Here is a 22451-nt window from a genome sequence, read left to right as displayed (position 1 = left end):
AGTTACGCGGCGGGCTCTCAAAAACCTACGCCAGTGAACTAGAAAAATGAACTTTGACGCCCGTGCCGCAAAGCTGCTCCAGGTCGGCGCGCATCTTACCTTTGAGGGTTGTCCGGGGCTTCGCCTTGAAGTGTCCGCCAGTAGGCGGACGTGGATCTACCGATACAAGTCGCCAGTCACAGCCCGCATGAAGCAGGTTCGCATCGGGCACTGGCCCGCCATGTCGCCAGCGAAGGCCGAGGTGGATTGGGCGGACTTGCGTCAGCAACGCGATGCTGGCCGCTGTCCCGCAACGGAACGCCGCCAGCAGCGCACTACTGAGCAGGATACGATTGATGAAGCGGATGCGGTCTACCGCGTGCGCGACCTAGTGCGCGAGTACGTCGATGGGCACCTCCGGCATAACCGCAAACCCAAAGGCGCTGCCGAGATGGAGCGGCTGCTCACTACTCTGCTGGGACCGATCGAGGAGCAGCCCGCTGCCACGGTCACCCGCGCGCAAGCGTTTGACTTACTAGACAGCGTGGCCAAGCGCGCCCCTGTCGTTGCAGGGCAGCTGCGTGGCGAACTAGGTGCAGCGTGGGATCGTGCTCTGGATGCAGGCCGACTTGTTAATGCGACGAACTGGTGGCGAGTCGTCTTGCGAGGCAAGATGAAGAGCCAGGGCAAGAAGATCTCAGGCAAACACGTGGGGGTCGACAAGCGCTTCTTGAACGACTCCGAGGTCGGGAAGCTCATAGCTTGGCTGCCGAATTTCAGCAAGCTTGTTCACGATGTGTTGACCATGTACCTGTGGACGTGCACACGTGGTTCCGAGATCGTCTCGATGGAAAGGCAAGAAGTCTGCGATGAGCAGGGAGAGCTGTGGTGGACTATCCCTAAGCACAAGACGAAGAACTCCCGTCGCCCCCTGGCGACGGACCTGCGAGTGCCGCTGATGGGGAGAGCTGCCGAAGCCAAAGCGTGCGCGGGGTGATCAAGGTCATGATCGCGCGCATCTTGGCCCTGAGCTCCCGGTCGCTTTTCGTGTTGATCTCCACCTCGATGCAAGCAGTGGTTTCGATGCCGTCTTGATCAACTTGGCGCACCAGAAGGTCTGGCCTGGCAAGACTGTTCATGCTCCGCAGCTCGCGGTCAGCTCGAATGCGGCGGAGGCCCGCCAGGTCAGTCGGCAACCGTGCGAGCGCCTCGTGCTGTACTGCGATCTCATGGGTTAGCAGTGAGAGCGTTAGGCGCTCGGGATGGGTGAGGTACTTGACGGGCCTAGCCAGCGCCGTTTCCGCCACTCGCACTCCGAGGGCGGTCAGTGCCCAAACTGCTACGCTTGCAAGGGGAACAGACACTTTGCGGACCAGGCCTGCGCGCTGGAGACGAGCGCAGACCCCCTTGGCTTTGATCGCGAGGAGAGTTCGCAAGATCGGCTCAGTACTGTGGCCCATGATGGCGAGCCACGCGCAAACCAGTCGCGCTTTTTCCTCCGCCCTTTCTCTGGGCGTCTGGTGTTGGAGATAGTCGCGGGGGCACGGTGGTCGCATGGCTACAGATGGCGTTGAGATGCACCGTCTAGCGCCTCGATCAGGTGCGTGAGCACCCTGCTCATCACATGCCCCGCTACGTACCAGCTACATGCCAGGGTGTAGGCCTCCACCTAGTTGGACCGATGACGCCAGGGTACCGACGACTCGCCGCCAAGCGGCGACCCCGCTAGGGCGGGGCGGGGTCGTCTCCGGCCTGGACGGCCGGCCCCTTGCTTGCGCGGCCTGCCGCTTCGCGGCCGGGTCCCCGCCCCGATGTGGCTGTCGCGTCCTGCACGGACGTCGACAGCCACCGCGGCGGGGACCCGGCCGCTGCCGCGGCCGTGGCTCCGCCCCCCCACAGCCGCCCCGCGCTGGGGCGCGGGCCACTCCGACCTTCGGTCTGCGTTGCGTGCAGTGCGGCGCCCCCGCGCCTCGGGACCGTGGGCGGTCCCGAGGTGGGCCGCTGTCGCGACCCACCGCTTCGCGGCTTCACGCCGGCCTGGCGGCCGCCGTTTGAGCCCGGGCTGGGGCCCGGGCGAGTCCTTGCTGAGCGACGTGCCAGCTCCCTCCGAGCGAGCAGCACAGAGCTGGCAAGTCGGTTGTCAAGGCTGGCCGTGTCTGCACTAAACACCTTTGTTCAAGAGACCGACGGCTTCGGCAGGCGGCGCGCGTGCGTAGGGCTAGCCTTACGGACGCAGCGGCGAAGCTACGGCGGACTCAGATCAGACCGCCGCATCGGTCCTACGCCCGCAAGGCTGGGGAGGCGGTGCTTGCGTCGGGCGCGACACTGCTTTCGCTGCGCACCTTCTCCCCCTTCGCGCAGCCCTAGGCCCTCCGGCACCGCCGCGGGGGCCCTTTTTCTTAGGTCAGGCGGCGTCGGCCCGCACGGCGGCCCATGACCAGTGCCTGCTGCGGCCGCGACGGTGCTGCCGCAGTTCGAAGGTGATGCGGACCGCGCCTTGGCCGGGCACGTCAATGACGATAGAACGCCGCGGCTCGCCCGCCTCAGCCAGTCCAGGCGTCGGTAGCTTCATGGCGCCGCGCCCAACTATGGCCCCGCCGATCAAGGCCAGAATGCCATTGTCGACCAGGGGTGGGGATGGTGGAGGATCTATCCCGGGCTGGGCTCGTATCACCGGAGCCGGCCTGCACCTCGCCCCTCAGAGGAACATCGGCCATCAGGTGCATCACCTGCCAAGTGCAGACGTCCACATGCTGCAGGGTATCGCGCTGGCGGACTACGGCCAGTACGTCGCCAGGCTGCAGCCTCTCGTGCGGTCGCCAGCCCTGGGTACTCAGCGCACGAGCGTGGCTAGCCTGATCAGCTGGTATTTTGGTGAACACTGTTCAAGCATACAGCTCAAAGTGCGATCGCGTTTGTGCAACAGCGCCCGACAGGGATTTGGCGAGCGCAGCGGTATGCGACTAGCCCGGTCGTTAAGGGGGCCGCTTCCTGCACAGCTCGGCTCGGAACCCTGATCAGTGCTCGACTGCTGCCGTTCGGGTTGATGGACGCGCTTCGCGGATTTGCCGCCGAGCGCGCCCTATGATGGGTTTGAGCTGACGTTACGTTCACATGCCATCGCCCGAACTCACCGGCGGCGCCGGATTCACCTTCGAAGATGCTGTCGCGGGCTGTTACCTTGCGGCCCTCGTCAGCGGCACGACTGCGCCGGGCCTCGACGCTAGGGTGGTGCAGCGCGTGGCGCAGCAGCAAGGGGACGCCGGTGAGCCGCTGGATGACGTGATCGTCGATGCGGTCGCGTCCGCTGACCAAACGACCATGCGCCTGTCGCTGCAGGTCAAGCGATCGCTGACGGCGTCGGACGCCGCGAGCAACACTGACTTCCGGGAAGTGATCCAGCGGAGTTGGCGGACGCTGCAAAAGCAAGACTTTCGGGAACATCTGGACCGGGTTGGCGCGGCCGTTGGCACGATGTCCGACGATAGCCACCGGCAGTTCACCACGGTGTGCGAATGGGCACGGGCATCCGAGTCGCCAGCATCCTTCTTCCAGCGGTTCAGCAATGGTGGTGGTGCATCGCAGGCGCACCAGGCGATCGTCCACGCAGTTCGCCAGTGCGCGGTGGTAGACACCGGGCCGCTGCAGGATGACGCCCTGCATCGGCTGTTGTCGCATCTGGTCATCATCAAGTTCGACCTGATGCACGAGGGCTCGACTACCGCGGCCTCCGCGCTGGCCTCCCTGCAACGGGCGTTGGCGCCCGGGCAGCACGCGCGCGCGCAGGACCTGTGGGACCACTTGCGGCAGATCTCGCGCGATGGCGCGGGCCGCAGGGAAGAGTTCAGCCGTGCCTCGTTGCTGCGGCGCTTGCCGGCCGGCTACCGCTTCGCTGGCGCGCCCGCGCTCACCGCTGATCTGCAGGTGTTGCGCGAGAGCAGTCGCCATTGGCTGGCGCAGCAGGCCCATGACATCGGCGGCACCCACGTGGATCGGACCGACCTGCGCGCCGCACTTGCGACGCAAATGGAGCGGCACCGGCTGACGCTGATCAAGGGCTTGCCGGGTACCGGCAAGACCGTGCTGCTGCGAGACCTGCTGGAGCGCTGCTCCGCCGACGGCACCACTCTGTTCTTGACGGCGAACCGGCTGTCCGGCCGCAGCTGGGGCGAGAACGCCGTCGCCATGGGTCTCTCGACCGTGGCCATCGAGCCGCTGCTGATCGAGGTCGCGGCCACCGGTCACGCGGTGCTGTTCATCGACGGCTTGGACCGCATTGCCCCTCAACAGCGCGCGGTGGTCACGGACCTTTTGGGCCAAATCCTGGGCAGTCCGGCCTTGGCCTCCTGGCGGATCGTCGCGACCGCACGGGACGCTGGCATTGAACCGCTGCGCAACTGGGTGCCCCCGGCGTTGATCGCGGGCAGCGGCGTCGGTTACGTCGACGTCAAGGACTTGTCTAACGATGAAGCCGCGGGTCTGGTCGCGCGCCTGCCCGCGCTGCGGCCGTTGTTGATCGGCGGCGACGACCGGGTGAGGGCCCTCGCGCGCAGGCCTTTCTTCGCATCCGTCCTGGCCCGCGGCCTCGCCGGCTACCCCGCGGGCTTCGCGCCGCGCTCCGAACTGGACCTGGTACGGGCGTGGTGGGCGCGCGGCGGCTACGACGCGCCGGACACCCAGGTTCTGGCGCGGCAACAGGCCTTGATTGAACTCGCGCAGCGCAGCGTGCGCGAACTTGGCCGCGACGTGCGAATCCGAATGCTGTCTCCCGCGACGCAGGCCGCCCTGCCGGCGCTGCAGCAGGATGGGTTGGTGCACCAGGTCCGAAGCGGTCTGACGGTGCAGTTTGCGCACGACATCTTCTTCGAGTGGTCGCTCCTGCATCTGCTGCTCGACGAACGTGAGCACTGGATCCGCGTCTTGACCGACGCCGGCGAGCCGCCCGCGCTGGGTCGCACCGTGGAACTGCTTTCCCAGGACACCTACGTCGATCCTGAAGAATGGGGACAGCACTTGAAGGCGCTGGAAGCGCCCGCCCTGCGGCCGCAATGGTTGCGGGCCTGGCTCATCGCCCCAGTATTCACGACGGATTTCAGCGGTCATACCGATGCATTGACGGCAACGCTCGCGGCCGACAATCACCGGCTGCTGGGGAAGCTGCTGGTGTGGATGCGTGCCGAGAAGACCACACCCAATCCCCATGTGCTGTCCGGCCAGTTGGGCGGGAACTTGGCACCGGCCGAGCGCATCCGGATCGCCGACCTGCTCGGGTGGCCATCAGACTTCGGCGCCTGGGAGCGCCTGCTCACCTGGGCGCTCGACCACATCGACGACATCCCCGACCCCTGCCTGCGCGAGCTGGTGGCGTTGTTCCAGACCTGGCAGGTCCCGCTGATGGACTTGCCGCACCCGCTCTCACGCCGGATCGTGGAGCAGTGCGCTAGTTGGCTGCACGCGATCGAGGACGCCCACCAGTCCCCCCCGTGGCGGCCCGCGGACGACGCTGAGCCAGCCGAACTTGCGCCCCGGGTGCCGGGCGGCGTCGATTCGGAACTGCGGGCTATAGTGCTGCGCGCCGCACGTGCCTTTCCGGACGTGGTCCGCGCCTACTTGGTCAAGATCGAGACGATCAAACGCCTGCAGGAATCCGCCTTCCGCGAGGTGATGGGCCACGCGGCGCTGCTGTCGCAGACACACCCCGAACTGCTGGCCCAAGTTGCCCGCCGGAGTTTCCTGAACGAGCTGCCGGACGATCAGCAGGCCCGGGAGCGGCGCGAGTCGCGGGAGCTAGCGTCCCGTATCGCCGCCCTCCGGGCCAAGCCGGAGGCGGAGCGCACCCGGCACGAACAACGCGCGCTGGACCACCTTCCGTTCTCGATGAGGTCGTCCAGGTCTTTCTCGGATCACGACTGGGACCGGCTGTCGATAGGCGCCGAATTTCAGGGCTACTTTCCGGCGTCGCCGCTGCGTGAGCCCTTCAATGCGCTTCTGGCGCACGCGCCCGCAGTCGGCCGGACACTTGTGCGCGACCTCGCCAACCACGCGGTGTTGGCCTGGCGCCAGCTGCACCGGCACAGCGGCCGCTACGGCACCCCCCTGCCGCTGGTGTTGGAGTTCCCATGGGGGCGTCAGGAGTTCTGGGGCGCGCCTCAGCACTACGCTTGGTCGCGTGGCCACGGAGGCCCCCAAGTGCTGGAGTGCGCGATGATGGCCCTGGAGCACTCGGCTCTCCAGCAGCTGGCGGCGGGCCGCCCCGCAGGTGAGATCTTGCAAGAGCTGGTGGAAGGCCACACTAGTCTCGCAGTGCTGAACATCGCGGTGCTCATCGCCCTTCGGGCGCGGGAGGTGTCGGCGGTGAGCCTACCGCTGGTGAGCAGTCACCGGCTCTGGCGCCTGGATCTAGACCGCAGCCTGCAGGAGCGGCAGCTGCAGTCGGCCAATCTCATCGGATTCACGAGCGACGATGAGCACCGCAAGGCCGTAGTCGAAGCCAATGGGATTCAGGAGCGGAGCCTGGACATCCGATGGCTGGTGCAACTTTTCGCACTGGCACCAGACAAGGGGCTGCGTTCGGCGTGTCGAGCCGCGCTGGACCGTTTTCCCTTCGAGCTGGAGCTCGAATACGTGGAGTCGGCGCCCAGCGAAGCGCAATTGGCGAGGATGCGCCGCGATGCGGAGTTGTGGGCCGAGTTTGGGCACCAGGAGAACTATGTCAAGGTTCCCGTCCACGGCCGCACGGACGTGGTTGGCATCGAGATGCGCAGCGCGCGGCATGCCGCTCCGGAAATTCTGGCGGCGCGACAGCACTCCGAGGAAATCGCCCGCGAAGCGGAGCTGTGGCTTTGGGTGCAGAAGTGTTTCGAGGCAGGCGCATTGGCACCAGGGTTAGCCGCAGCCGAAGCCGTTGAGCGAGCTAAGGCGATGGCTGCCGCGGTCGCTGCGGGAACAGCTGCTTCGCTGATGCCGGACCATGCTGTGGCCCATGCTTGCATCGCCGGCACCGCTGCGGTCGTGTTGTGCTTCGACGGATCAGCTGGATATGCTGGGTGGGCCCGCAATACCGTCGAGGTCTACCGCGACCAAGTCGACTCCCCCGCGGACGACCTTTCTACCAAGTCGCGCAATCCCTGGCACCCGAAGCTCTTCGTCGCACGAGCGCTGGCGGCCAGCATTCGGAGTGGCCGTGAGCAAGCGGACGATCGGGCGGCGCTGTACCGGTTGGTGGTCCACCCGCAGGAGGCCGTCGCGCTGAAAGCGCTGGAGGGCATCGCAGCCTGCTGGGAGCAGGATGCGCGGTTCGCCTGGTGCGGCTTCAATCTCGGGCTGCGCCTAGCGCAGCACCGGCGAACGACAGCGGACCACCGGCTGAGCGCTTCAGACCGTGCCCGCATGGAAGACGATCGCAGGATGCTCGCCCTGGGCGAGACGATGCGCGAGTTGTCCGCGCCAGAGGAATTTCCCCCTTGGGTGCAGCCCCTGCCGTCCTGGACCCGGGTGGCGACGGAGGCAGACGATGAGCCTAAGCAGCCCGACGAAAGCGGGTGGCGCCGGTCTGAGGACGTCTGGCTCAGTGACTTCGCGGCTTCAGTTCTGCAGCGCGTTCCCGCCACGGCCGTTATGCAAAGCCCAGCGCGGGGCCGGTACCTCGAAGTCCTGGAAGGATTTGTCGCATGGACACTGGACAGCGTCAACCCGGTGTGGCGCGCCGATGGGCGCCACGGCAGGCCGTGGAACGGCGGCGAGCTATTCCATTGGTTGCGCCAATTGGGCCGGTCCCTTGCGCGTGTGGCGGAGCGGCTTCCGGCATCGGAATTCCGCGAGCGGCTGCTTGGCCCCATCCTGGGCCAGCCCGACGAGGTGGCGATGCGGCTGCTCGGTCCACTCACCGGTGATCTCGCGGCCTCGGGCGTGCTGGATGCCCCGTGCCTGGACCCCAATGTGCTGGGCGTGCTGGAGATGGTTCTGGATCGAGTGCTTGACCACCGCGACTTCCGCCGCTCCGCCTACAGCGATGGCAGCATAAGTGGCTACGACATGCCCGAACTGATCAAGGCCTTCCTATGGGTAGCGATCGACGGTGCGAACGCGGCCACTAGGTTCGCGAACGGCCGCTGGGACGACCTGCCGCAAGTGCTGCCGCTTGTGGACAAGCTGGTTCGTCAGGGTGGCTGGATTCCCTTCGTCGCGACCCAGTACGTGACCCTGTGCGAGCGCGCTGGCAGCGCGTACCCCGTGGAGACGTTCGCCGACCAAGTCCTCGCGCAACTGCGGCATGGTCGTCTGCCCGAAGGGTGGCGAGGCACCGCCATACCAGCCGCGCTCGCGGGGCTGGTGCAGGCCCATGCTGCCCGCCACCTTCCGCTGCCGACGGAACTCGCTAGAAAGCTGCTGCATGTCTTGGATGCCCTGGTAGATCTCGGCGACCGTCGCAGCGCAGCGCTACAGCAGATGGAAGCTTTTCGCGGCGTACGACTTCCGCCGCGCGAAGACGGTGTGGGCTCCCATGCGCTGTAAACGTGGCTACTGGGCAAGATCAAGGACGCTTGCAGTGACTTGCGGTCACGAGCCCTCGCCACGTCGCGGCGAGTTACGTGGTGCCAATGTGACTATGGTTCGATCACACCACCTCAGTGGACCGGCAAAGCGCTGCACCGTCCCCAGCAACATCTTCACCGGCTGGACGAACGCGTCGCACGCGTCGAGCAGATGAAGCGCCAGGTTTCGGCGCGCGACGCGAAAGTCGGGGAGCGCGAACCGTTGGTGCCCAGCTTCGACGCGCTTGTCCAGCGCTGGATGGGGGGCGCGTGATGCTCGTGACTCCCGCCACGTCACAGGCCGCCCAGTGGTCTGTGACGATGGACCTGGCGCTGTTCGAGCGCGGAGGGCACGGCGCATCATCGTTCGGCTGGAGAGGTGCTGGAAGAGCGGCCAATGATGCCGGCCCAGGGCCGGGCCGCCTTCGACGAGATCGCCGTGCGGCGCGAGCGGGCTGCCGAGGCGGAGCGGCGCCGAAACATTGCAGCCACACGTCTGAACCAACGTCGGACTGAACTTCCCACCAAAAAACGGAGTCAGAAAACTGGCGCGAAAAGCAGTGCCGTATAACGGCGCAACGAAAAAACCACAAAAAACACGCGAAAAACACACGAAAAAAACGCAAGCGCGCACTTGAATCAGTAAACTCGCCGCACCACGTGTGTATGTGTAGGTACGCACGCAGCATCACTAATCATGGCAGTCAACAGCACATATCTCGGCGCAGCGAAGGTCACTGGGCAGGAAGCAGAAGCTTTTGCCCGGAAGATCACGCACGGTCGGGGTAACAAGGCTGCCTCTGCTGCCGCCAAGAACGGTCGGCATATGACGACGGTCTTCGCCCGCAAGGGCGTGGCGACCTTCACTCTCAAGAAGTCGACGAGCGCTAAGTAACTCGTTGTGGCAACCGCTGCAGCGCCGCGTTACGCCATCCGGCTCATCCACCCTGACGACGGCTGCAACGCGCTGAGGCTGGGCGATGCAGCCTTTGCGCCGCTGAAGGCGTTCCTGAAGGGTCAGGCCAAGCGCTATCACAAGGCAAACCTCGCCAGGACGTTCGTCGTGGTGGAGGAGGGCCAGACGCGCGTGGTGGCGTATGCGACCATCCTCTGTACCCAGGTGAAGGTGACTGACGTCCAAGCGCCTGAGGGGGAGGCGGAATTTCCGTACGGAGATTTCCCCGCCCTTCGCCTTGCACGGCTTGCGGTTGACTCCCGGCTCCAGGGCGGGGGGATGGGCAGCATGCTGGTGGACTTCATCATGTCGATCGCGCGAGACCAGATCATGCCGAACGCCGGGTGCCGCTTCTTGATCCTGGACGCGAAGCCGCAGTCCGTTGCCTTCTACCGAAAGAAGGGCTTCTCGGCCATTGGTCAGGTCCCCGACGGTGAGGGTGCCACGACGCTTATGTTTGTTGACCTGCATCGCCTGACCGACGAGTAGGCACGGTGAGCGAGCCCTGGCTGCCAGCTCAGCGGGGTGTCAGAATCACGAATTGAGCGCGGCACGCGCTGCAGTGGTACCGGCGCGACCAGGGTACGTTCCGCCATGAGGTGGATCGGACTCTGAGCCGGCACAGTCGCTGGCAGGGCCCGGCTCAGCCGTTGCGGCTCAGTCCTACCGCTAGCAGACCTATCCCCCTCTCTCCTCTAGTTACCAGTCCCAACGCGATCCCAGCGCCCTCATGCGTATGCAGCGAGCGGCGTGGGATTTGGCGTAACTTTCGAGGCGGGGCCGACAATGTCCAAGGGGAACACGCCCCGCCATCATCGGCGTGTGGGCGCTGAAGTCGGACGGCTCGGCGGACGCGGGACTGCTCATGAAGGCGCCGATTATCGGGGGTGGCGCCGGTGCCGCCCCCGCGGGTGCCCACCGTCCGCCTGGCGGTCGCCCACACGCCCCGTGGCGGGTGTCCTACAGGTGGGTGGCCCGACCATTGCGACCATGATCCCCACGCACCGAATGCGCAGGGAGAGCAGCATGTCCGGCCAGAACCACAAGGGCGACTTCGTCATGGTGCCTGCGCACCAGATCGGCTACCTGCGGGTGATCTGCGGCGCCGCGAGCCGTGCCGCCGCCCGGGCCCAGGAGTCGGCGGCCGCCGCCCGGCTCGAGATGGTCGACGCCATCGGCACCGGCATCCATCCGTCGCAGCTGCAGCATGCGTGGCGGCTGCAGCGCGAAGCCATCCAGAAGATGAACGTGGTGTTGTTCTTCGGACAGCTCTACGTCTCGACCTTCCGCCGCCATCCCCCGCGCGGGCCCTCGCTGGCCTGGGACGACGGCGCGAGCTGAGCCCGCAGCCGCCGCGGCCGGCGCTCAGCTGCGGACGTCGGCGCGCGGATCGCGTCCCTGCGAGGCACGCGGTCCGTCGCCGCCAGGCCCCTGGGCCAGCTGGGTCGCTGCGCCCGGCGAGCCGTCGCTCCTGGCCGCCGCCCGCTGGTCGGCGCCCCGCGGATCGTCGATGTTGATCTGGCGCAGGTTCGGCAGGCAGTGCGGATGGTCGCGGGCCAGCAGCGTGAACAGCGCCTCGCGCACCTTGCAGCCCAGGTCGAACGCCGGCCCCGCGGCCCGCGCGGACACCAGCACCCGCAGCTTCATCGACTGCTCGGTCGCATCCACGACCACCAGCTGCGCCGTGCGCTTGTCCCATTCCGGCGCGGCTTCCACCACGCGCCGCACCTCGGCCCGCAGCACGTCGAGCGGCGTGGTGAAGTCCACGTACAGGATCACCGACTGGTGGATCTGCGCGCTCGACCGCGTCCAGTTCTGGAACGGGTTCTCGATGAACCACTGCAGCGGCACGATCAGGCGCCGCTCGTCCCACAGGCGCATCACCACGTAGCTGCCGGTGATCTCCTCGACCCGGCCCCATTCGCCGTTGATGATCAGCACGTCGTCCAGCCGCAGCGGCTGCGCCAGCGCGAGCTGGAGGCCGGCGATCAGGTTGCTGAACACCGGCCGCGCGGCCAGGCCGCCCACGATGCCCAGCACCCCCGCCGAGGCCAGCAGGCTGGCGCCCACCTGGCGCGCGCCCGGGAAGGTCATGAGCGCCATCGCCGCGCCGGCGATCAGCACCACGATCATGGCGCTGCGCGCCAGCACGCGGGCCTGGGTCTGGATGCGGCGCGCCTGGATGTTGTCCTCGACGTCCACCGGATGCCGGGCGATCACGCCCATCGCCACGCCACGGATGGCCGACATCGCCAGCCAGGTCATGGCGGCGATCAGCAGCAGGCCGTTGACGTGCCGCACGTTGTCGATCAGGTGGAGCGTGTTGGGCGCCACCTGCCAGACGAGCTGCAGCGCCAGCAGCGGCATCGCGGCGCCGGCCGGACGCTCGATGTTGGCCAGCACGGTGTTCAGGATCGGCGCGCCGCGCGTCGCGCGCCGCAGCAGCGAACCCAGGATGCGGTGCGCCAGCAGCGCTGCGACCACCGCGACCAGGGCCAGCGTGGCCGTGGCCATCCACGGATCCTGCTGCAGCAGGTCGGCCAGCACCGCGGTCATGTCAGCGCGGGCTGCCGTCGGTGGCGTCGTCGGTCGCGTCGCTGTCCTGCGTGTCCGCGCTGGGTGTGGTCTCGGGCGGCACCAGGTCCTGCGCCTGGCGCACCGAGGCCTTCTCGCCGGCGGTCGCGAACTTGCTGTACTTGCCCAGCATGCCGACCAGCTGGCCGTAGACGCGCGGGTTGCCCGCGACGCATTCCTTCTGCTCGAGGAAGTCGGATTCGCCGGTGAAGTTGCCGATCAGGCCGCCCGCTTCGGTGACCAGCAGCGAGCCCGCGGCCACGTCCCAGGGAGACAGGCCGGTCTCGAAGAAGCCGTCGGTGAAGCCGGCCGCGACATAGGCCAGGTCCAGCGCGGCGGCGCCCGGGCGGCGCAGGCCGGCGGTGCGCTGCATCACCTCGGCCATCATGCGCAGGTAGAGGTTGAAGTTGTCGCCTGGGCGGAAGGGAAAGCCGGTGGCCACCAGGCACTGCCGCAGGTCGGTGCGCTTGGACACCCGGATGCGCCGCTCGTTCATGTAGGCGCCACGGCCGCGGGTGGCGGTGAACAGGTCGTTGCGGGTAGGGTCGTAGATCACGGCCTGCTCGATGCGGCCCTTGACCGACAGCGCGATGCTGACGCAATAGACCGGGAAGCCGTGGATGAAGTTGGTGGTGCCGTCCAGGGGATCGATGATCCAGACGAAGTCGGAGCCCTGCTTGCCGTGCTGCTGGCCCGACTCCTCGGCCCAGATGGCATGGTCGGGATAGGCGGTGAGCAGCGTCTCGATGATGGCGGCTTCGCTGGCGTGGTCGATCTCGGTGACGAAGTCGTTGACCTGCTTTTGCGAGATGCGCACCGACTCGACGTCGAGCGCGGCCCGGTTGATGATCGCGCCGGCGGCGCGGGCGGCCTTCACGGCCACGTTGAGCATGGGGTGCAGATTGGACGGCATGGATTGTTCAAGAGCGGGCACCGGCGAGGTGCGGGTGGGGCCGGCCGGCGATGCGGACAGCGACAATAGCCCGATTCTACTTTTCCCGCTGTGAAGACCCGTTTCATCCTGATCGGCACCAGCCATGCCGGCAACGTGGGCGCCACCGCCCGAGCCATGAAGGTGATGGGCTTCGACGACCTCGTGCTGGTCGCACCGCGCTGGGCCGACGTGCTCACCCGGCAGGAGGCGGTCGACCGGGCCAGCGGCGCCACCGACGTGCTGGAGAAGGCACGCCTCGTCGCCACGCTCGACGAGGCGCTGGACGGCGTCGACACGCTGTGCGCCACCGCGATGACGCCGCGCGACTTCGGCCCGCCCACGGCGGCGCCGCGCGAGCACCTGCCCCTGCTGGCGGGACGGTCGCGGGGTGTCGCCTTCCTGTTCGGGTCCGAGCGCTTCGGCATGCGCAACGAGGACGTGTACCGCTGCCATGTGGCGCTGACCATCCCGACGGCGCCGGGCTACGGCTCGCTCAACCTGGCCGCGGCGGTGCAACTGGTGGCCTACGAGTGGCGGCAGGCACTGGGGGCCTATCCGGTCAGCGCCGCCGCGCGGCAGGCCGACCCCGCCGACGCGCAGGCGCTCGCCGGCATGCTGGAACACTGGGAACGCGCGCTGGTGGAGATCGGATTCCTGGACCCCGCGGCGCCCAAGAAGCTGATGCCCCGGCTGAACCAGTTGTTCAACCGCGCGCAACCGACCCCCGAGGAAATCCACATCCTGCGTGGTGTCGCCAAGGCCATGGTGCAGGCAGCCTCGAAGGCGAAGTCTTAGACTGGCTGGCCCAGAAGCTTCCAACCGCCAGTCATGTTCCAGCGGCTGCGTTCCGACATCCAGTGCATCCTCGCGCGCGATCCTGCCGCCCGCAGCAGGTGGGAGGTGGTGACCTGCTACCCCGGCCTGCATGCGCTGGTGATGCACCGGGCGGCGCACTGGTGCTGGGTGCGCGGGCTGCGCTGGCCGGGACGCTTCCTGTCGCAGGTCTCGCGCTGGCTCACCGGGATCGAGATCCATCCCGGGGCGCGCATCGGCGACGGCGTGTTCATCGACCACGGCATGGGCGTCGTGATCGGGGAGACGGCCGAAATCGGGGACGGCTGCACCATCTACCAGGGCGTGACGCTGGGCGGCACCTCGCTCACGCGCGGGGCCAAGCGGCACCCGACCCTGGGGCGCAACGTGGTGGTGGGCGCCGGCGCCAAGGTGCTGGGCGGCTTCACGGTGGGTGATGGCGCGGCGATCGGCTCGAATGCGGTCGTCACCAAGCCCGTGCCGGCCGGCGCGACCGCGGTGGGCATCCCCGCGCGCATCATCCGCGCCGACGACCAGCGGGACGGCGCGGCGTTCCCGGCCTACGGCGTCACGCGGGCCGACGATCCGGTGTCGCAGGCGCTCAAGGGGCTGGTCGACAGCGCCGCCTCCCAGGAACACCAGATCGCGCAGCTGTGGCAGGCACTGGAACGTCTGGGTGCCCGCCGTGGCGACGCAGCGGCGACCAGCGAGGAAGTGACCGCGCTGCGCGACTGAGGCGCGCGCGGAGCGGGCATCGCCCGTCTTGCGCCTGCGGCACCGACGGCCGCGATCTCCCCGGCGCCTCAGGCGGCCAGCGCGCCTTCCAGCACCGCTCCGGCCCGCAGGCACAGGGCCTCGGCGCGGATCGGCGCGATCACCTGCACACCCATCGGCAGGCCGTTCACGCCGGTGGCGCCGGGCACCGTGAGGCACGGCACGTGCAGCAGCGTCCAGGCGCGGTTGAAGCTGGACGCGCCGGTGGAGCCGAAGCCCGCGGGGGGCTCGTCGGGTGCCGCCGGCGTCAGCAGCACGTCGATGCCCTCGAACAGCTGCGCCAGCTGCGAGCGCGCCATCGCCGCCTGCGCCAGGCCGGCCTCGTAGGCAGCGTCGGTCACCTGCCGGGCGTCGGCCAGGTAGGCGCGCAGGACGGGCGAGAGCTGGTCGGCGTGGAACGCGTGTTCGTCGGCCAGCGCCCGTGCCGCCTCCCAGCCCTGCACGGCGTCGTGCGCGCGGAACACCGGGTCGATCCAGGCCGGCAGGTCGACGTCGCGGACGGTCGCGCCCGCCGCCTGCAGCTGCCGGCGCGCCGTCTCCAGCACGCGCCGGGCGCTGGGCGACAGCGCCTCCCAGGGGTAGGTCCAGGCGATGCCGAAGACCGGCATGCGGGCGCCGGCCGCGGCTGCGTGCCAGCCCTGGCCGCTGATGGCCGCGCCATAGGCGGCCATGTGCGTGACGTTCGCGGTGAACAGGCCGACGGTGTCGAGCGACCACGAAAACGGCTTGAGCCCGGGCGTCGGCAGGGCGCCGTAGGTGGGCTTGAAGCCGACCACGCCGCAGTACGAGGCCGGCCGGATCACCGAGCCGCCGGTCTGGGTGCCCACCGCCAGTGGCAGCAGGCCGGCCGCCACCGCCGCCGCGGAGCCGGCCGAGGAGCCGCCGGGCGTGCGGCCCGGCGCCCGCGGGTTGCGTGTCGGCGTGGGGTTCAGGTAGGCGAACTCGGTGGTGCTGGTCTTGCCCACCACCACGCCGCCGGCGCGCCGGATCGCCTGCACGATGGCCGCGTCGGCGCGCGGCCGGTGGCCGGCGTACAGCGGCGAGCCGTACGAGGTCGGCAGGGCCGCGGTGTCGAAGATGTCCTTCACCCCGATCGGCAGTCCGCGCAGGGCACCGCCGTGCGCCAGCGCCCGCTCGAGTTCGCGCCCCGCGTGCTCGTGCCCGTGCAGCGCCACGAACGCCTTCAGCTCGGCGTCGCCCGCGGCGATGGCATCGAGCGCGCCGACCAGCGCGTCGCGCGCTGCGGCGCTCATGCGGGCCTGGGCGGCCGCACGGCCGACTTGGGACGGAAAGCCTTGCAGACCTCGTCGCGGGTCTCTAGGTACGGCCCGCCGATCAGGTCGAGGCAGTAGGGGACCGCCGCGAAGATGCCGGGCACGAGGGACTTGCCGTCGGCGTCCTTGAGGCCCTCGAGCGTCTCCTGGATCGACTTGGGCTGGCCGGGCAGGTTGATGATCAGGCTGTCGCCCCGGATCACCGCCACCTGGCGCGAGAGGATGGCCGTCGGCACGAACTTCAGGCTGATCTGGCGCATCTGCTCGCCGAAGCCGGGCATCTCGCGGTCGGCGACCGCCAGCGTCGCCTCGGGGGTCACGTCGCGGCGCGCGGGACCGGTGCCACCCGTGGTGAGCACCAGGCTGCAGCCCGCATCGACCAGTTCGATCAGGGCGCCGGAGATGCGCTCCTGCTCGTCCGGGATCAGGCGCGGCTCGAACGTGACCGGGTTCTTCAGCGCGCGCGCGAGCCAGTCCCGCAGGGCCGGCAGGCCCTTGTCCTCGTACACGCCGGCCGATGCACGGTCGCTGACCGAGACGATGCCGATGCGCACCGGCTCCAACGCTTGCTCATTCGGGCTCATGCTGGAGTTGCTCCTTGACCATCTGGAAGATCTCGCGGTAGGCACGGCCGTGGCGCGGCACTTCGCCGCGGGAGATTTCGTCCGCGCTCGGCTGGCGGTCCCGCCGCGCCTGGCGGATCAGCGCGCGCAATTGCTGGCTGTCGGTGTCGGGGTGCGCGTCGAGCCACTGCTGGAGCGCTTCGTCGCGCTCGATCAGGTCGTCGCGCCATTGCTCGGCCTGGTGCAGGGCGAGGCTTTCCTTGGCCGAGCCCTTGCGCTGCTGCTCGAGTGCCTCGCGCGCGGCGGCCAGCTGCTCCTCGTCGAGGCCCCGCATCAGCTTGCCCACGTACTGCATCTGCCGCCGCCGACCCTCGAAGTTGGTGATGCGGCGGGCCTCGTCCATCGCCTCGACCAGCTTGTCGGGCAGCTGCAGGCGCTCGAACAGCTCGCCGCGCAGCGCCATCAGCGACTCGCCCAGCTTCTGCAGCTCCGTGCTCTCGCGCTTGAGCTCGGTCTTGCTGTTTTCCTGGAAATGCTTCAGTTCGGCCTTCAGCTGCAGGTCGAGTTCGCTGCCTTCGGCGACGAACTGGCCGCGCACGAAGTAGCCCTTTTTCGGTTTGCGTGACATGGTGGAGTGAGGGTGGCGCGACCCCGGCTGTGCAGGTGGCCGCAAGTATCATAGCCCCGCCATGAACCACCCCTCCACACTCGCAGACCGTGCCGTGACCTCCCCGAACCGCCAGGGGCAGGGCCACTCGGGCCAGGGCTTCAGCTACAGCCGGGCCACCTTCGAACAGCTCGTGGACAAGGCGCTGGCGCATGCGAAGAAGCTCGGGGCCACCGATGCCGGCGCCGAGGCCTCCGAAGGCTGCGGCCTGTCGGTCTCGGTGCGCAAGGGCGAACTGGAGAACGTCGAGCGCAACCGCGACAAGTCGCTGGGCGTGACCGTCTACATCGGCCAGCGCCGGGGCAACGCCAGCACGTCCGACTTCTCGGAAGCGGCCATCGAACAGACCGTGCAGGCGGCCTACGACATCGCGCGCTTCACCGCCGAAGACCCGGTGGCCGGCCTGCCCGACGCTGGCGACATCGCCCGCGCGGACGAGCAGCCCGACCTCGACCTGTTCCATCCGTGGACGATCGACAGCGAAGAGGCGGCGCGCATCGCGCTGGAGTGCGAGGCCGCCGCCTTCGCCACCGACCGCCGCATCACCAACAGCGAGGGCGCCGGCGTCTCGGCCCAGCAAAGCCATTTCTTCAGCGCCCACACGCGCGGTTTCCGCGGCGGCTATGCCAGCTCGCGCCACTCGATCTCGGTGGCGCCGATCGCCGGCAAGGGCGACGACATGCAGCGCGACGCCTGGTACAGCTCGATGCGGGCGCCGGGCGAACTGGCCAGTGCGCAGGCCGTGGGCCGCTATGCCGCCGAGCGCGCGCTCTCGCGCCTGAAGGCCCGCAAGATCTCGACGCGCGAATGCCCGGTGCTGTTCGAGTCGCCGCTCGCGGCGGGCCTGCTCGGCGCCTATGTGCAGGCCACCAGCGGCGGCTCGCTGTACCGGCGCAGCAGCTTCCTGGTCGACTCGCTGGGCAAGCGGATCTTCCCCGCGCACGTCGACGTGCTGGAGGACCCGCACGTGCGCCGCGGCAAGGGCAGCGCGCCGTTCGACGAGGAAGGCGTGCGCACCGCCGCCCGCAAGGTCGTCGACGCCGGCCAGGTCGGCGGCTACTTCCTGTCCAGCTATTCGGCCCGCAAGCTGGGCATGAAGACCACCGGCAATGCCGGCGGTTCGCACAACCTCACGCTCACCTCGCGCCAGACGCAGCCCGGCGACGACATCGACGAGATGCTGCGCAAGCTGGGCACGGGCCTGTTCGTCATCGAGCTGATGGGGCAGGGCGTGAACTACGTGACCGGCGACTACTCGCGTGGCGCCAGCGGCTTCTGGGTGGAGAACGGGCGCATCGCCTTCCCGGTGCAGGAGATCACCATCGCCGGCAACCTGAAGGACATGTTCGCCGGCCTGCAGGCCGTGGGCGCCGACACCTACAACTACGGTGCCAAGACGGTCGGCTCGTTGCTGATCGGCAAGATGAAGGTGGCGGGCTCGTAAGGGGCCACCGCCCGCGCAGACACCCCGCGGCGTTCAGCCCGCCAGGGCCGCCTTCACCGCGGCCGACACCTGGCCCATCTCGGCCTTGCCCGCCAGGCGCTGCTTGGCCGCGCCCATGACCTTGCCCATGTCGCCGGCACCCTTGGCGCCCAGCTCGGCCACGATGGCGCGCACCTCGGCCGCGATCTCGTCGGCCGACAGGCGGGCAGGCAGGTAGGCCTGCAGCACCTGCACCTCGGCCGCTTCCTTGTCGGCCAGGTCCTGGCGACCGGCTTTCTGGAAGGCCTCGATGCTGTCCTTGCGCTGCTTGATCAGCTTGTCGACGATGCCCACCACGGCGGCATCGTCCAGGGTGATGCGCTCGTCGACTTCCTTCTGCTTCATCGCCGCCGTCAGCAGCCGGATGGTGCCCAGCCGGTCGGCCTCCTTGGCACGCATGGCGGCCTTCATGTCGTCGGTGATGCGGTCCTTCAGGGACATGGTGTTCTCCAGGTGGAAATGAAAAAAGCCTGCCAGAGCGTCCCCGGGCAGGCTTTTCGGGCCGCCGCTGCGGCAGCGGCGCCGGTGGTCAGTACAGCTTCTTGGGCAGCTGCATGCTGCGCACGCGCTTGTAGTGACGCTTGACGGCCGCGGCCTTCTTGCGCTTGCGCTCGGCCGTGGGCTTCTCGTAGAACTCGCGGGCGCGCAGCTCGGTGAGCAGGCCCAGCTTCTCGATGGTGCGCTTGAAGCGGCGCAGTGCCACGTCGAAGGGCTCGTTTTCTTTGACTCGAATCGTCGTCATGAATCCATGGATCTTTGAAGTGCCGCAAGAAGATCGGGCTTGCAGCTGGGGGTCCCCGACTTGAAGTGATCAGGCCGTCGGGGTTTGCCGGCAAAGCCAGGGATTATAGCGACCTCGGCGGCAACGACAACCGGGGCCGCCCGGCTCGACCTTGGAGTCAGCCACCGGCTGCGGTCGGCCCGTCCGCGGGCGCACGGCCGGCCGCCATCGCCTGGGCGCACGCCCAGCCGCTGGCCCAGGCCCACTGGAAGTTGTAGCCGCCCAGCCAGCCGGTCACGTCGACCACCTCGCCGATGAAGTAGAGCCCCGGCTGGCGCGACTCCATGGTCTGCTGCGACAGCTCGCGCGTGTCGACGCCGCCGGCCGTGACCTCTGCCTTGCGGTAGCCCTCGCTGCCGGTGGGCACCAGCTCCCAGCGGCCCAGTGCCTGCGCGAGTGCGCCCAGCGACTTGTCGGCGGCCTCGTTGACCGGACGCTGCCAGCCGGGGTTCTGCTGCACCCATGCATCGGCCAGGCGGGAAGGCACGAGCCCGGCGATCTCGTTGGCGATCAGCTTGCGCGAGCGCAGCTTGGCCTGCAGGAGCACCTCCTGCAGGTCGTGACCGGGCGCCAGGTCGATGCGCACCGGCGTGCCGGGGCGCCAGTAGCTGGAGATCTGCAGCACGGCAGGGCCGGACAGGCCGCGGTGGGTGAACAGCAGGTCCTCGTCGAAGGCCATGGCCGCCTTGCGCTCCCCGGTGGCAATGCGCACCGGCAGGGCCAGCCCCGCGAGTTGCGCGTATGGCGCCCAGCCCTCGCCCTCGAAGGTGAGCGGCACCAGCGCCGGCCGCGGCGCCACCACCTTCAGCCCGAACTGCTGCGCGAGCCGGTGGCCGAAATCCGTGGCGCCGATCTTCGGGATCGACAGGCCACCAGTGGCCACCACCACCCTGGGCGCGCGCACCAGGCCGCGGTCGGTGTCCAGTTCGTAGCCTGCCGACGCGGTGCGCACCGCCTGCACCCGGCACGGCTGCCAGCGTTGCACGCCGCCCGCGCCGCACTCGGCGAGCAGCATGCCGATGAAGTCCTCCGCGCTGCGGTCGCCGAACAGCTGGCCCTTGTGCTTCTCATGGAAGGGAATGCCGTGCCGCTGGACCAGCGCCAGGAAGTCGGCCGCCGTGTACCGCGAGAGCGCCGAGCGGCAGAAGTTCGGGTTCTCGCCGAGGAAATGCTTGTGCGGCGCACGTGGATCGAGCTCGCGGTTGGTGAAGTTGCAGCGGCCGCCGCCCGAGATGCGGATCTTCTCGGCGACCTTCTCGGCGTGGTCGATCACCAGCACCCGCAGGCCGAGCTGGCCGGCCACGCCGGCGCAGAACAGGCCGGCTGCGCCCGCGCCGATGACGACGGCGTCGAAGTCGTGCATGCCGGCCCTCACGAAGCGGCCACGGCGCGGCGCAGGGCGGCGCGGGCGAGCAGGCGGGTGGAGTCGAGCGTCGGCAGGGCCGAGTTGTGGTCGCCGATCACCAGCGGGATCTCGGTACAGCCCAGCACCACGGCCTCGCAGCCGCGCTGCGCCAGGCGCTCGATGGCCTGCTGGAAGGCCGCCACGGTGGCCCACCGGAAGACCCCGGCCACCAGCTCGTCCATGATGAGCCGGCCGAGCAGGTCCCGGTCGGCGTCCGCCGGACGCACGCACTCGACGCCATGGGCCGCCAGCCGCTGCGGATAGACCTCGCTTCGCACCAGCCAATGCGTGCCCAGCAGGCCGACCCGGCCCCAGCCGCGCGCCGCGGCCGACTGCGCGACCACCTCCGCGATGTGCAACCAGGGCCGGGGGCTGCGGGGCGCCACCAGGTCGAACGCCTGGTGGATGGTGTTGTCCGGGCAGACCAGGAAGTCGGCGCCGGCGGCTGCGAGCCGCTGGGCCGAGTCCAGCATCAGCGCTGCCACGCCGGGCAGGTCGCCGCGGTCCAGGCAATCGACATAGGCGGCCAGGGAGGGCGTGTGCATCGAGACCTGCGGATGCGCGTGCGGGCCCAGCAGGGCCGCGCCTTCGGTGCAGATGGTGGTGTAGCAGAGCGCCGCGCCTTCGGCGGAGCAGCCGACGATTCCGATGTGCTGGGGCATCCGCCGATTGTCGCGCCCGGCTGCACGCGGCTGCACCCGAGGTGCCGGACCGCCGCCGCCCCCACCCGCCAGGCCGGCGGCTCAGCGGCTCAGCGGATCACCCGGTGCCGCGGTTCGGCCCCGCCGGCGCGGCGGAAAGACCAGCCAGCTGGCCAGCACCGCCAGACCGAACACGGTGTACGCCGTGGTGAAGAGCCACTCCGGCGCCTGCCAGAACAGCACCGCGCGCACCCAGTGCGCGATGAATCCTTCGCCGCTCACGGGCTGGCCAGCCCGCAGGCGCAGCGATGCTTCCAGCGTGGTGAGCGGGCACGTGGCGCCCAGCCAGGACTGCAGCACCACGAAGGCGATCGCCGCCAGGTGCAGGGCGCGGAACCACCACCGGTTGACCCAGGCCCAGCCGCGCCGATTGCCCCACAGCACCAGCACCAGCCCGCCGACCACGAACAGCACCACGCCGGCGTGCAGCACCAGCACCGCGTCGGCCAGCAGGTCCAAGCGCATCTCAGGCCGTTCCGCGTCCGCGCGACGCCTGCCAGGCCTCGATCTGCGGGAGCAGGGCCGCGCGCCGCGCCAGGCTCTCGCGCGGCCAGTGCGCCTCGCGGTCGTAGTACCGGGCCACGGCCGGGACCCCCGCCGGCAGCACCACCCAGGGTTGCCGCGACTCCGTGTAGATGTGGATGTCCGGCGGCAGGCGGTCCGGCTGGTCCAGGGTGCCGACCCGCACGAAGCGGATCGACGGGCCCGAGCCCGCGTAATGGCTCCAGAGCGCGATGCGGCACCGCGGACAGCGCGCGATCTGCTGGCCCAGGCCGCTCGCGGAGGGGGTGGGCACCGGGTCGACCGCGCCCGCGAGCAGCGCGACACGGTCGCTCTCGATCATCGCGTTGAGCGCGAACGACGCGCCGGTCTCGCGCTGGCACCAGCGGCAGTGGCAGCAATGGACGAACAGCGGCGCGGTGCGCATCCGGTAGCGGACGTGGCCGCAGCCGCAGCCGCCGTCGAGGGGAAGGGAAGGGTCGGTCACCATGGCATCTAGCCGGGATGCGATGG

19 protein-coding genes are annotated in these 22451 nt (G+C 69.0%); 8 read left to right on the top strand and 11 right to left on the bottom strand.

The window, feature by feature from the left end; all coding sequences use genetic code 11:
- The first annotated feature begins 46 nt into the window (after window positions 1–46).
- The 5 genes from VFE82_RS14145 (at window position 47) to VFE82_RS14125 (ending at window position 10809) form a co-directional block, all read left to right on the top strand.
- Complete coding sequence (locus VFE82_RS14145; RefSeq protein ID WP_325000956.1) at window positions 47–976, top strand: integrase family protein; 930 nt, start codon at window positions 47–49, stop codon at window positions 974–976.
- Window positions 977–3093: 2117 nt separating this feature from the next.
- A complete protein-coding gene (locus tag VFE82_RS14140; protein WP_325000955.1) occupies window positions 3094–8493 on the top strand; it encodes an AAA family ATPase in 5400 nt (1799 codons plus the stop codon).
- A gap of 717 nt (window positions 8494–9210) precedes the next feature.
- The gene (locus tag VFE82_RS14135) at window positions 9211–9408 is read left to right on the top strand and encodes a hypothetical protein (protein ID WP_325000954.1); all 198 of its coding nucleotides are present in this window, start codon (window positions 9211–9213) and stop codon (window positions 9406–9408) included.
- A 6-nt stretch (window positions 9409–9414) separates the two neighbouring features.
- Complete coding sequence (locus tag VFE82_RS14130; RefSeq protein WP_325000953.1) at window positions 9415–9957, top strand: GNAT family N-acetyltransferase; 543 nt, start codon at window positions 9415–9417, stop codon at window positions 9955–9957.
- Between the two features lie 537 nt (window positions 9958–10494).
- Window positions 10495–10809, top strand: a complete 315-nt coding sequence (locus tag VFE82_RS14125) for a hypothetical protein (RefSeq protein WP_325000952.1) — start codon at window positions 10495–10497, stop codon at window positions 10807–10809.
- 24 nt (window positions 10810–10833) lie between these two features.
- On the opposite strand, the gene VFE82_RS14120 is transcribed toward VFE82_RS14125, so the two are convergent.
- A complete protein-coding gene (locus tag VFE82_RS14120) occupies window positions 10834–12024 on the bottom strand; it encodes a mechanosensitive ion channel family protein (protein ID WP_325000951.1) in 1191 nt (396 codons plus the stop codon).
- A 1-nt stretch (window position 12025) separates the two neighbouring features.
- Window positions 12026–12955, bottom strand: a complete 930-nt coding sequence (locus VFE82_RS14115; RefSeq protein WP_325000950.1) for an inositol monophosphatase family protein — start codon at window positions 12953–12955, stop codon at window positions 12026–12028.
- Window positions 12956–13045: 90 nt separating this feature from the next.
- On the opposite strand from VFE82_RS14115, the gene VFE82_RS14110 reads away from it, so the two are divergent.
- Together VFE82_RS14110 and cysE are read left to right on the top strand one after the other, a co-directional pair.
- Window positions 13046–13771, top strand: a complete 726-nt coding sequence (locus VFE82_RS14110; RefSeq protein WP_325000949.1) for an RNA methyltransferase — start codon at window positions 13046–13048, stop codon at window positions 13769–13771.
- Between the two features lie 33 nt (window positions 13772–13804).
- On the top strand, window positions 13805–14524 hold the full coding sequence (gene cysE / locus VFE82_RS14105) for a serine O-acetyltransferase (RefSeq protein ID WP_325000948.1): 720 nt from the start codon (window positions 13805–13807) through the stop codon (window positions 14522–14524).
- A 68-nt stretch (window positions 14525–14592) separates the two neighbouring features.
- On the opposite strand, the gene VFE82_RS14100 is transcribed toward cysE, so the two are convergent.
- Genes VFE82_RS14100 through yjgA form a run of 3 tightly spaced genes read right to left on the bottom strand, consistent with a single transcriptional unit; the run spans window position 14593 to window position 17028 of the window.
- Window positions 14593–15816 (bottom strand): amidase, encoded by a 1224-nt coding sequence (locus tag VFE82_RS14100; RefSeq protein WP_325000947.1) that lies wholly within the window; start codon window positions 15814–15816, stop codon window positions 14593–14595.
- Window positions 15813–16391 (bottom strand): molybdopterin adenylyltransferase, encoded by a 579-nt coding sequence (gene mog / locus VFE82_RS14095; protein ID WP_414708767.1) that lies wholly within the window; start codon window positions 16389–16391, stop codon window positions 15813–15815. The genes VFE82_RS14100 and mog overlap by 4 nt, the downstream gene beginning before the upstream one ends.
- Before the next feature lie 16 nt (window positions 16392–16407).
- Window positions 16408–17028: a ribosome biogenesis factor YjgA gene (yjgA, locus tag VFE82_RS14090; protein WP_325000945.1), complete on the bottom strand. Its 621-nt coding sequence runs from the start codon at window positions 17026–17028 to the stop codon at window positions 16408–16410.
- A gap of 61 nt (window positions 17029–17089) precedes the next feature.
- On the opposite strand from yjgA, the gene pmbA reads away from it, so the two are divergent.
- Entirely contained in the window at window positions 17090–18511 is a 1422-nt protein-coding gene (pmbA, locus tag VFE82_RS14085) for a metalloprotease PmbA (protein WP_325000944.1), read from the top strand.
- Window positions 18512–18544: 33 nt separating this feature from the next.
- On the opposite strand, the gene VFE82_RS14080 is transcribed toward pmbA, so the two are convergent.
- The 6 genes from VFE82_RS14080 to VFE82_RS14055 all read right to left on the bottom strand — a co-directional run bounded on the left by VFE82_RS14080 (window position 18545) and on the right by VFE82_RS14055 (window position 22428).
- Window positions 18545–18991: a GatB/YqeY domain-containing protein gene (locus tag VFE82_RS14080; protein ID WP_325000943.1), complete on the bottom strand. Its 447-nt coding sequence runs from the start codon at window positions 18989–18991 to the stop codon at window positions 18545–18547.
- An 88-nt stretch (window positions 18992–19079) separates the two neighbouring features.
- The gene (gene rpsU, locus VFE82_RS14075; RefSeq protein ID WP_012346814.1) at window positions 19080–19292 is read right to left on the bottom strand and encodes a 30S ribosomal protein S21; all 213 of its coding nucleotides are present in this window, start codon (window positions 19290–19292) and stop codon (window positions 19080–19082) included.
- A 157-nt stretch (window positions 19293–19449) separates the two neighbouring features.
- Window positions 19450–20694 carry an NAD(P)/FAD-dependent oxidoreductase gene (locus tag VFE82_RS14070; protein ID WP_325000942.1) on the bottom strand — a complete coding sequence of 415 codons (1245 nt, stop codon included), beginning with the start codon at window positions 20692–20694 and terminating at the stop codon, window positions 19450–19452.
- An 8-nt stretch (window positions 20695–20702) separates the two neighbouring features.
- Complete coding sequence (locus VFE82_RS14065; protein WP_325000941.1) at window positions 20703–21398, bottom strand: aspartate/glutamate racemase family protein; 696 nt, start codon at window positions 21396–21398, stop codon at window positions 20703–20705.
- Between the two features lie 81 nt (window positions 21399–21479).
- Entirely contained in the window at window positions 21480–21902 is a 423-nt protein-coding gene (locus tag VFE82_RS14060; protein ID WP_325000940.1) for a DUF2784 domain-containing protein, read from the bottom strand.
- Between the two features lies 1 nt (window position 21903).
- Window positions 21904–22428, bottom strand: a complete 525-nt coding sequence (locus VFE82_RS14055) for a GFA family protein (protein ID WP_325000939.1) — start codon at window positions 22426–22428, stop codon at window positions 21904–21906.
- Between the last annotated feature and the right edge of the window lie 23 nt (window positions 22429–22451).

Source organism: Ramlibacter sp. (assembly GCF_035655895.1).
Taxonomy (GTDB): Bacteria; Pseudomonadota; Gammaproteobacteria; order Burkholderiales; family Burkholderiaceae_C; genus Ramlibacter.
This window is presented reverse-complemented; position numbering and strand designations above follow the sequence as displayed.

What these genes read in the sequence shown, in the direction of transcription:
- VFE82_RS14055 (WP_325000939.1), bottom strand. Translation starts at nt 22,428, where the DNA reads ATGGTGACCGACCCTTCCCTTCCCCTCGACGGCGGCTGCGGCTGCGGC.
- VFE82_RS14080 (WP_325000943.1), bottom strand. Translation starts at nt 18,991, where the DNA reads ATGTCCCTGAAGGACCGCATCACCGACGACATGAAGGCCGCCATGCGT.
- VFE82_RS14120 (WP_325000951.1), bottom strand. Translation starts at nt 12,024, where the DNA reads ATGACCGCGGTGCTGGCCGACCTGCTGCAGCAGGATCCGTGGATGGCC.
- pmbA (WP_325000944.1), top strand. Translation starts at nt 17,090, where the DNA reads ATGAACCACCCCTCCACACTCGCAGACCGTGCCGTGACCTCCCCGAAC.
- VFE82_RS14145 (WP_325000956.1), top strand. Translation starts at nt 47, where the DNA reads ATGAACTTTGACGCCCGTGCCGCAAAGCTGCTCCAGGTCGGCGCGCAT.
- VFE82_RS14135 (WP_325000954.1), top strand. Translation starts at nt 9,211, where the DNA reads ATGGCAGTCAACAGCACATATCTCGGCGCAGCGAAGGTCACTGGGCAG.
- VFE82_RS14065 (WP_325000941.1), bottom strand. Translation starts at nt 21,398, where the DNA reads ATGCCCCAGCACATCGGAATCGTCGGCTGCTCCGCCGAAGGCGCGGCG.
- VFE82_RS14060 (WP_325000940.1), bottom strand. Translation starts at nt 21,902, where the DNA reads ATGCGCTTGGACCTGCTGGCCGACGCGGTGCTGGTGCTGCACGCCGGC.
- rpsU (WP_012346814.1), bottom strand. Translation starts at nt 19,292, where the DNA reads ATGACGACGATTCGAGTCAAAGAAAACGAGCCCTTCGACGTGGCACTG.
- VFE82_RS14115 (WP_325000950.1), bottom strand. Translation starts at nt 12,955, where the DNA reads ATGCCGTCCAATCTGCACCCCATGCTCAACGTGGCCGTGAAGGCCGCC.
- VFE82_RS14070 (WP_325000942.1), bottom strand. Translation starts at nt 20,694, where the DNA reads ATGCACGACTTCGACGCCGTCGTCATCGGCGCGGGCGCAGCCGGCCTG.
- cysE (WP_325000948.1), top strand. Translation starts at nt 13,805, where the DNA reads ATGTTCCAGCGGCTGCGTTCCGACATCCAGTGCATCCTCGCGCGCGAT.
- VFE82_RS14125 (WP_325000952.1), top strand. Translation starts at nt 10,495, where the DNA reads ATGTCCGGCCAGAACCACAAGGGCGACTTCGTCATGGTGCCTGCGCAC.
- VFE82_RS14100 (WP_325000947.1), bottom strand. Translation starts at nt 15,816, where the DNA reads ATGAGCGCCGCAGCGCGCGACGCGCTGGTCGGCGCGCTCGATGCCATC.
- VFE82_RS14140 (WP_325000955.1), top strand. Translation starts at nt 3,094, where the DNA reads ATGCCATCGCCCGAACTCACCGGCGGCGCCGGATTCACCTTCGAAGAT.
- yjgA (WP_325000945.1), bottom strand. Translation starts at nt 17,028, where the DNA reads ATGTCACGCAAACCGAAAAAGGGCTACTTCGTGCGCGGCCAGTTCGTC.